The 6,147-nt window shown below is 68.7% G+C and carries 2 protein-coding genes; both read right to left on the reverse strand.

Annotated elements, in window-relative coordinates; all coding sequences use genetic code 11:
• Positions 1 to 5,401, reverse strand: a 5,401-nt coding sequence (locus tag Q6A47_RS22795; RefSeq protein ID WP_304485463.1) for a non-ribosomal peptide synthetase, incomplete at its 3' end; no start/stop codon positions are given.
• A partial coding sequence (locus tag Q6A47_RS22800) for a phosphopantetheine-binding protein (RefSeq protein WP_304485464.1) occupies positions 5,398 to 6,147 on the reverse strand: 750 nt, incomplete at its 5' end. The genes Q6A47_RS22795 and Q6A47_RS22800, both read right to left, overlap by 4 nt.

The following is a 6,147-nucleotide window of genomic DNA, read 5'->3' on the forward strand; positions in this document are numbered from 1 at the left end:
TGACCAGTTGCGCACCGGTCTGCAACGGCCAGAAGAACTCCCACACCGACACATCGAAGCTGAACGGGGTTTTCTGCAAGACCACGTCTTCGGCGCCCAGGCCGTAGGCGTCCTGGGTCCACAGCAGACGGTTGACCACGCCACGGTGCTCGTTCATCACGCCTTTGGGCAGACCAGTGGAGCCCGAGGTGTAGATCACGTAGGCCAGGTGTTCCGGCGTCAGCCCTGCTACCTCGGGATTGTCGCAGGGCAATTCGCGCCAACTAGGCAGATCGAGGTCGAGCAGCGGCACATCGAATTCAGCCAACAGCGCGCGGGTGGCGGCATGGCCCAGCACTGCCGTCGGCGCGCTGTCGGTCAGCATGTGGCGGATGCGCTCGACCGGATAGTCCGGATCGACCGGCACGTAGGCGCCGCCGGCTTTGAGAATCGCCAGCAAGCCGATCACCATCGACAGCCCCCGCTCGACGCAGATCGCCACGCGGTCGTCCGGTCTGACGCCCAGGGCCATCAGGTGATGCGCCAATCGGTTGGCCTCGGCGTTGAGTTCGCCATAGCTCAGTGCCGCCTGCTCGGCGCGCACGGCGATGCGCGCCGGCGTGCGCACCACTTGCGCCTCGAACAGGCCATGGACCGTCTGCGCCAGGTCGTAGTCCACCGCCGTGTCGTTGAACTCGACCAGCAGGCGCCGACGCTCCACCGCATCCGGCAACACCACCTGTGACAACACCGCCCCGTCGCTAGCGGCCATGGCCCACAGCAGTTGTTGCAGATAGCCGCTGTAGCGCTCGATGGTCTGCCGGTCGAACAGCGCCGTCGCATAGCTCAGCGCACCGCTGAAACCGTGCGCCGTTTCGCCCACGCTCAGGCTCAGGTCGAACTTGGCGAAATCGGTGCCCTGCCCCAGGTTGCGCAGGCTCAAGCCCTCCAGCCCGGTAGCAAAATCATGCCCGCCTTGCCACTCCAGCGACACTTGGTACAGCGGGGTATGGGCCAGGCTGCGCGGCGGCTTGAGCAGGTCCACCACCTGCTCGAACGGCAGGTCCTGATGGGCCTGGGCCGCCAGCACCTGCGCCTTGACCCGCGCCAGCAAGGTGGCCACGTCCGCGGCGTCTTCCAGGTCCAGGCGGATGGCCAGGGAGTTGACGAACAAGCCGATCAGGCCTTCCACCTCGGCCTGGCGACGGCCGGCCACCGGGGTGCCGATCACCACGTCGGTCTGCCCTGACAGGCGCCCCAGCAGCACCGCCCAGGCGCCCATGAACAGCATGAATGGCGTGACCTGCTGGCGCTGGCACAGCGCCCTGAGGTCCTGCGCCAGGCGCGGGTCCAGCTGGATCTCCAGGCTGGCGCCGGCGTAGTCCTGACGCGCCGGGCGCGGTCGGTCGGTGGGCAGGCTCAGCAGCGCCGGGGCACCGGACAGGGTTTCCTGCCAGAACGCCCCCTGGCGCTGCAACGCCTCACCCTGCAACCAACGGCGCTGCCACACGGCGTAGTCGCCGTACTGGATCGACAGGGGTTCGAGCAGCGCCGGCCGACCCTCGCGCAGGGCCGAATACAGCGCGCTCAGCTCACGGGTGAGCACGCCCATCGACCAGCCATCGGCGACGATATGGTGCACGGTCAACAAGAGCACATGCCGGGTCGGTTCGACCTGCAACATGCGGGCGCGCAGCGGCAGATCCTGAGCCAGGTCGAACGGCTGCGCCGCTTCATCGCGGATCCGTTGCCGCAGGGACTGCTCGTCGGCGTCGGCCGCCAGGGTTTCGCGCTGCACCACCAGGCGCTGTTCGCTGACCCGCACCCACGGCTCGCCTTCGACGGCGAAGAACTGGCTGCGCAACGTCTCATGCCGCTGGACGATCAGTGCCAACGCCTGCGCCAGCGCGGTGCTGTCCAAGTCGCCACGCAACTCCAGCGCCAGGGCGATGTTGTAGGCCTGGCTGGCACCGTTCATCTGCGCCAGGAACCACAGCCGCTGCTGGGCGAACGACAACGGCAGCGGCTGCTCGCGGGACACCGCCAGCACCGCCGGCAACTCACTGCGCGCCGCCGTGGCCACCACCTCGGCCATCGCCGACAGCTCGGCCTGGGCGAACAGACTGCCCAGCGCCAACTCCACGCCCAGGCGTTGGCGCACCTGCGCCACCAAGCGCATGGCCAGCAGCGAGTGCCCGCCCAATTCGAAGAAGTGATCGTGCCGCCCCACCCGTTCCACCTGCAGCAAGCCTTGCCAGAGCTGGGCCAAGGTTTGCTCCAGCTCGCCCTGGGGCGCCTCGTAGCGGCGCTCGAACAGGTCGGCGCGGCTGGGTGCCGGCAGCGCACGACGGTCGAGCTTGCCATTGGCCGTCAGCGGCAGCGCCGCCAGCCGCACGAAGGCCACCGGTACCATGGCGTCGGGCAGATGGGCCTGCAACTGGGCGCGCAACTGCGCGGGGCTGGCCACTTCGACGGCGTCCTGGCCAGTGAAATACGCCACCAGGCGCGGCTGCCCCGGACGGTCTTCGCGGGCCAGCACCACGGCCTCGTTGATCCCTGGCAGCAGCGCCAGACGACCCTCGATCTCGCCCAGCTCGATGCGCACGCCACGGATCTTCACCTGATCGTCGTTGCGCCCGAGGTACTCCAGCGTGCCGTCCTCCAGCCAGCGCACCAGATCGCCGCTGCGGTACAGGCGCGCGCCCGGCTGCGGGCTGAAAGGGTCGTCCAGAAAGCGCTCGGCGGTCATCTGCGGGCGGCCCAGGTAGCCGCGGGCCACGCCGGCGCCGCCGATGTACAGCTCGCCCGCCACGCCCAGCGGCGTCGGCTGGCCGTGGGCGTCGAGCACGTAGAGCCGGGCATTGTCGACCGGCGCGCCAATGTGCAGCACGCCGCCAGGGGTCACCGCGCCGGAGCTGGCGACCACGGTGGTTTCGGTGGGGCCATAGTTGTTGACCACCGTGAAGCCGGGGTGGCGATTGAACTGACGCAGGCGATCGCCACCGATCAGCAGGGTGCGCAAGGTCGGATGGTCGAGCTGATGGCTGAAGGCATATTCGGCCACCGGAGTGGGCAGGAAGCTGACATCCAGCGGGCAGCCGCGCCACCAGGCGAGCAAGGCATCGAGGTCTTCGCCCTGTTCGCTGGACGGCGCGATGTGCAGGGTCGCGCCGGCACACAGCGCCGGCCACACTTCCCAGGCCATGGCGTCGAAGCCGAAGCCGGCCAGGCTCGAGGTGTGCCGACCGTGGCACAGGTCGAAAGCGCGGCAGTGCCAGTCGATCAGGTTGTTCAGCGTGCGGTGCTCGACCATCACGCCCTTGGGCAGGCCGGTGGAACCGGAGGTGTAGATCACATAGGCCAGGTGAGCGACGCTCAACGCCTCGACTACCGGCGCTTGCTCGCTCGACGGCCAGTTGCCGCGATCCAGTTCGATCACCGGCAGGCTGCACGCGCCCAAGCGCGGGCGCAGCGCGCCCAGGGTCAGCACGGCGGTCGGGGCACTGTCCTGGAGCAGATAGGCGATGCGCTCATCGGGGTGCGCCGGGTCGATCGGCACGTAGCCGGCACCGGCCTTGAACGTGGCCAGCAGCCCGATCAGGGCATCGAGGCCGCGTCGGGCGAGGATGACGACGCGGTCCTCCGGCCGCACGCCAAGGGCCACCAGGCAACGCGCCAGACCATTGGCGCGTAGCTCCAGTTCGGCGTAGCTCAGGGTGGCGTCGCCGCAGGTGGCGGCCACGGCCTCAGGGTGCTCCTGCGCCTGCCGCTCGATGCGCTGGTGCACGGTGAGCGACGTTTGCTCAGCGCCAGGGTGCACATTGAAATGCTCCAGCAGGTGCTCGCGCTCGGCGTCGGGCAACATGTCCAGTTGCCCGACCGCCCGCTCTGGGGTGTGCTGCAAGGCGTGCACCAGGCTGTCCAGGGTCTTGTGCAGATAGGCGCAGACACGCTCGCCCGGCACCTGGGGGCTGTACAGCAAGGTCAGGCGCAGGTCCTGGCCCAGGTCATCGACGCTCAACGTCAGCGGGTAGTTGGTGCGTTCTTCGCTGGCCAGCACCTCGATGCCGTCCCAGGCCGAACGCGCCTGCCCCTCGGCGACCGGGGCGCTGTGACGGTAGTTGAGCAAAGCGTTGAACAACGGCGTCGGCGCATCCACGTCACTGCAGCGTTGGGCCAGGGCCAGCGGCGCATGTTCGTGGCGCATCAGGGTGGTCAGGCGTTTGTGGGTGGCCCTGATGGCCGGGATCAGCTCGTCATCGCCCAAGTCCACCCGCAGCGGCAAGGTATTGATGAAGATGCCCAAGGCGCGGTCGTTGGCCTCGGCGCCCATCAGACGCCCCATCAGCACCGTGCCGAACACCACCGCCTCGCGCCCGGTCAACCCGCCCAGCACCCGCGCCCAGGCCAGGTGGAACAGGCTGGCCAGGCTCACCCCAAGGCTGCGCGCCTGACTGCGCAGGCCCGCAGACAACGCCACAGGCAGCGTCAGGCTGGCCTCCAGCGGCGCACGGCCATCGCCTTGCACGTCCTGCAACCCATAGGCCAGGGTCGGCTCGGCGATGTCGCCCAGTTGCTCGCGGAAAAACGCCTCGTGCTGCGCCTGGCTCACGCCCAGCAGGGCCTGGCCCACATAGTTGCGAAACGGCACCGGCGCGCCCAGCGACTGACCCTGTCCGCGCAGCACCGCCTGCATCTCATGGCGCACCACCTCCAACGCGCTGTGGTCCAGGGCGATGTGATGGAACTGCAGCGTGGCGTACAGCCGGCCATCGCCGGCCAGCGGTTCACAGAGCAGGCGCACCAGCGGCGCCTGGGTCAGGTCGATGCGCTCATCGACCGACGCCACCTCGCACACCGCCAGGCGCGCCTGGCGCCACACCACCTGCAGCGGCGCCTCCAGGCCCTGCCAGTGCACCGAAGTGCGCAGGATATCGTGACGGTCGATCACCGCCTGCAAGGCCTCGACGAACGCCAGCAGGTGCCCCCGGCTGGCGAAGGCGAAGCGCGACTGCATGATGTACGGATCGCTGCCTTCGGCGCTGGCGTGGTGATAGAGGATGCCCTGCTGCAACGGCGCCAGCGGGTAGATGTCCTGCACGTTGGCGTGGCCGCCGGGAATCGATTCCACCAGGTGGTCGATGCAGGCCTGGTCCAGTTCGACCAGGTTGAGCAGCGCCGGCGTGATCCGCGTGCAGTGCGCCGGGATGGCATTGGCCGGGATCGGCGCAGCGCCACTGCGGGCAACATACTCGCCGCGCTCGATCAGTGCGACCAGTGCCGGCTTGTGTTCGCGCAGGCTCGCCACCAGCGCGGGATCGCTCAGCGCCTGGCGGTTGCCCTGCACGGCCAGTTGCCCGTCCTTGAGGGCCAGCTGGATATCCTTGGCCGACAGGGTGGCCAACAGTTCGTTGATGCTCACAGGACGATCTCCATTCTGTCTGTGATGGCGGCATAGCCCGCCAGTGTCGGTTGCTCGAACAGCGCTCGCACATCGGCCTCCAGGCCTTCCTGGCGCAGGCGCGCGGTGAGCGTCACCGCCAGCAGCGAGTGGCCGCCGAGCTCGAAGAAGTTGTCGTGCCGGCCCACCTGCTGCACGCCCAGCAACTCGGCCCAGAGCGCCGCCAGCAACTGCTCGGTGTCGCCCTCGGGCGCTTCGTAGGGGCGCTCGTCCGGCACGCTGGCCGCCGGCAGCGCCTTGCGGTCGAGCTTGCCGTTGGGGCTCAGCGGCAAGGCTGCCAGGTGCACGAACAGCGCCGGCACCATGAACGCCGGCAGTTGCCTGGCGAGGGTCTGGCGCAGGGTGTCCAGCGCCTGCACGGTGCCGGTGTAATAGGCGACCAGACGCTGATCCACTGCCAGTACCACGGCTTCCTGAATACCGGGCACACGGGTCAGACAGGCCTGAATTTCACCCAGCTCGATGCGCAGGCCACGGATCTTCACTTGGTCGTCGTTGCGGCCCAGGTACTCCAGGGTGCCGTCGGCCAGATGCCGGGCCAGGTCACCGGTGCGGTACAGGCGCGCGCCGGGACGAGTGGCGAACGGGTCATCGATGAAGCGCTCAGCGCTCAGATCATCGCGGTTCAGGTAGCCACGGGCGACCTGCACGCCACCGATGTACAGCTCGCCGGCCACGCCTTGCGGTACCGGCTGACCTTGCGCATC

The sequence above is a fragment of the Pseudomonas boreofloridensis genome (genome assembly GCF_030580795.1).
Lineage (GTDB): Bacteria > Pseudomonadota > Gammaproteobacteria > Pseudomonadales > Pseudomonadaceae > Aquipseudomonas > Aquipseudomonas boreofloridensis.